Source organism: Ilyobacter sp., from assembly GCF_041583315.1.
Taxonomy (GTDB): Bacteria; Fusobacteriota; Fusobacteriia; order Fusobacteriales; family Fusobacteriaceae; genus Ilyobacter.
On record NZ_JBFHGC010000380.1, the window covers coordinates 1 to 2,848 of the forward strand.

General features: G+C 32.1%; 4 protein-coding genes. 2 read left to right on the forward strand and 2 right to left on the reverse strand.

Annotation, left to right across the window (positions count from 1 at the left end; genetic code table 11):
* Nucleotides 1-171: 171 nt before the first annotated feature.
* Nucleotides 172-921, reverse strand: a complete 750-nt coding sequence (locus tag ABZA26_RS11695) for a recombinase family protein (protein ID WP_372714701.1) — start codon at nucleotides 919-921, stop codon at nucleotides 172-174.
* 449 nt (nucleotides 922-1,370) lie between these two features.
* On the opposite strand from ABZA26_RS11695, the gene ABZA26_RS11700 reads away from it, so the two are divergent.
* Nucleotides 1,371-1,811: a hypothetical protein gene (locus tag ABZA26_RS11700; protein WP_372714702.1), complete on the forward strand. Its 441-nt coding sequence runs from the start codon at nucleotides 1,371-1,373 to the stop codon at nucleotides 1,809-1,811.
* A gap of 61 nt (nucleotides 1,812-1,872) precedes the next feature.
* Here ABZA26_RS11700 and ABZA26_RS11705 read toward each other — a convergent pair whose 3' ends face one another.
* Nucleotides 1,873-2,307 (reverse strand): Spy/CpxP family protein refolding chaperone, encoded by a 435-nt coding sequence (locus ABZA26_RS11705; protein WP_372714703.1) that lies wholly within the window; start codon nucleotides 2,305-2,307, stop codon nucleotides 1,873-1,875.
* A 220-nt stretch (nucleotides 2,308-2,527) separates the two neighbouring features.
* Here ABZA26_RS11705 and ABZA26_RS11710 point away from each other — a divergent pair.
* On the forward strand, nucleotides 2,528-2,848 hold a 321-nt coding region (locus ABZA26_RS11710), incomplete at its 3' end, for a multicopper oxidase domain-containing protein (protein ID WP_372714704.1).

Genomic DNA, 2,848 nt, shown 5'->3' on the forward strand with positions numbered 1-2,848 from the left:
AAAGGATTTGGAGAAGAGAATCCATTAGTTCCAAACACAACTCCAGAAGCAAAAGCTCAGAACAGAAGAGTAGAAGTATTCTGGACACCAGCAGAATAAGAAATAAAATTAGCTGCCCATTGGGGCAGCTTTTCTATTTAAATGGGTTTAATTATTGTTTATATATAATTTTTAAGATTTATTCAGTTTTAATTTATACGCTGTTGTTCTTCCAATTCCGTGTTCCTTAAGTTCTTTTAAAGCTTCCTTTTGCATAATTTCCCTAGAGCTCCATCTTTTTATAATTTCCTCTACCTCAGGAGTTATATCTATACAAGGTCTTCCCCATCCCCTGTTTTCAATTTTAAGCCGCTCTTGTGCTATCTTAACCCCTTCCTTAACTCTGAGAGCTATATTTACCCTTTCAGCTTCTGCTCTAAGAGCCTCGTTTTCAAGTTGTTGGTCTATCATTCCTATCATTAACTTTTTAATAAGCTCTCTCAAGCCACTGATGAAGTCATCTAAGAGACCATTTCCAGTATTCATAGTAAAATCCTTAAATATGTCTGCCTGCTTTTCTGCCTGAGATTTCAGGTCCTCACTGGATAGGTAAGGCGTATCAATTATAAGAATATTAATTCCTCTATCTACAAGGTTCCAATACTCTTTTAAAATGAGTTTTTTATCTCTTCCTAGTCTGTCTAAATTTTTAATTAGCAGATAATCTCCAGTAACCATCAACTTTTTCATTTCAGAATACATATTTCTGTCTTCGGCATTTGATTTTCCTGTTATTTTATCTCCTCTGATAAAAAGATTGTCTAATCCATAATCTTCAAATATTTTTGTTTGCCTTCCTTCACTCTGTTTTGAAGTTGACACCCTCCAGTAAGCCCAAACTCTTTTTTTATCCTGAAATAGCATGTTTACTCTATTTTTCATTTTTCACCTCGAATTAAGTTCAAATTACTATTTTTTAAGTTGACATATTGTACCACTGGTTCATAAAGTGTGTAAATAGATATTTTGAACTCATAAAAAATATAATTTGATAGGAGTACGGAATACTGTAGTTTTAGGAACTCTTTTGGAATTCCTTTTTTTAGAAATTAAAAGAGTCCAAGTGCAGACATTACACTTAGACCTTGTTTAAAATGCCTAAAAAATACAAATTGATAAATAGATTAACTTTTAATTATCAAAAGGTTAATGTTAAATTTACACTAAATTCGGGAAAGACCTGAATTCTCCGGCTAAAAACTGGGCGACCATTCTTTTTAAATCTGAAAATTTGGCTTTATTCTTAACTAGATTTATTATGGAGATTCTTGACATATATATCACCTTCATATACTATGAATTCACAAATACTTAGGATGGAGGAAAATGTTATGGTTAAAAGTATCAAGTATTTTATTGTTTTTACATTTTTTAGTTTTGTTATATTTGGAATGTGGGAATGGCTTCAAACGCCTTTCTTTTTGGATATAACAGATAAAATAAATTATATTGTATGGTATCGATTTCACTGCACAGTCGGCGACGTAATGATTTTAGGCATGTCGATGGTAATATGGTCTTTTATAAAAAAGAATAATATGTGGTTTTTTGCTCCGGAAAAAAAAGATTATCTGGCTGTTACTGCTATTGGGACTTCATATACCGCATACAGTGAAATCCTAAATGTAGTCTTAAGAAAATCATGGGCATATTCAGAATATATGCCTCTTATTCCTGGCACCCATATTGGAATTATTCCGATTATTCAATGGATTACCCTTCCAACACTTATAATTTATATATGTGCTCGGTTTATGAGAGGAAAAAAATAAAAGACTTCCCAATAATGGGGAGTCTTTCCAGAAACCAAATATTTCAAAATAAAATTGGAACTTAATACATGTGTCCTCTTCCACCCATACTTCCTCCTTCACAAAATCCATTCACTTTGCTCATTCTGTTCATATGTTCATAACCGGTTATATCATAAGCTTGTCTATTAAATTTCATTGATTCAGTTCTCATCTTTGCTTGAATATTGGCAATTTCACCATTAATTTTCTCAACTTTACTCCAGTTGACTTTATCCTCATTCATCATTCGTTGAACTTCCAAATTCTTGGTTTGAATTTCTAAAGCATATCTCCTTCTACTGTTATAGGCCTCTTTCTCTAAAACACTCAACTTTTTATTTTGTTCAGAAGTTAAGTTTTGATTAATTCCAGTTTCATACCTGTTCGAATTATACATATGACTGTAGTTATTGTAGCCTTTAGCAAAGACTGCGACTGATACAACCAGTAACCCTGTAACTAACAATTTTTTCATAATTATCACTCTCCTTATATATTCAAATTAATACGATATAAATGTGACGAGAGTGTGACAACTATTAGTATTATTATCATTAGATTAAATTAATACTAAAATTCCCTATAATTTTAATGATTAAAATAATTGCCTGAATTAACTATTCATGAAAGGAGTTTTAATTTTTTACTTGAATAACAAAGTATAAAAAACATTTTGTAGTAGGGAGGAATATTTAATGAAAAAAATTCTGGTCACACTTTTATATATTTTAATTTTTACTTTTAGTTTTTCTAAATTAGTGGAATATGAAATTGATATAGCCTATACAGAAGTCAATTTTACCGGGAATCCTGTAACAGCGATGACATTAAATGGAGGAATCCCGGGACCGACTCTTGAATTTACAGAGGGAGATATCCTCAGAGTGACATTTAACAATTATATGGATGTCGAGACTTCTATACACTGGCACGGGCTGCTGGTCCCAAATGATCAGGACGGAGTCCCTTACTTGAACACTCCTCCCATACTTCCCGGGACTTCATTCACCTATGAA

What these genes read in the sequence shown, in the direction of transcription:
- ABZA26_RS11695 (WP_372714701.1), bottom strand. Translation starts at nt 921, where the DNA reads ATGAAAAATAGAGTAAACATGCTATTTCAGGATAAAAAAAGAGTTTGG.
- ABZA26_RS11700 (WP_372714702.1), top strand. Translation starts at nt 1,371, where the DNA reads ATGGTTAAAAGTATCAAGTATTTTATTGTTTTTACATTTTTTAGTTTT.
- ABZA26_RS11705 (WP_372714703.1), bottom strand. Translation starts at nt 2,307, where the DNA reads ATGAAAAAATTGTTAGTTACAGGGTTACTGGTTGTATCAGTCGCAGTC.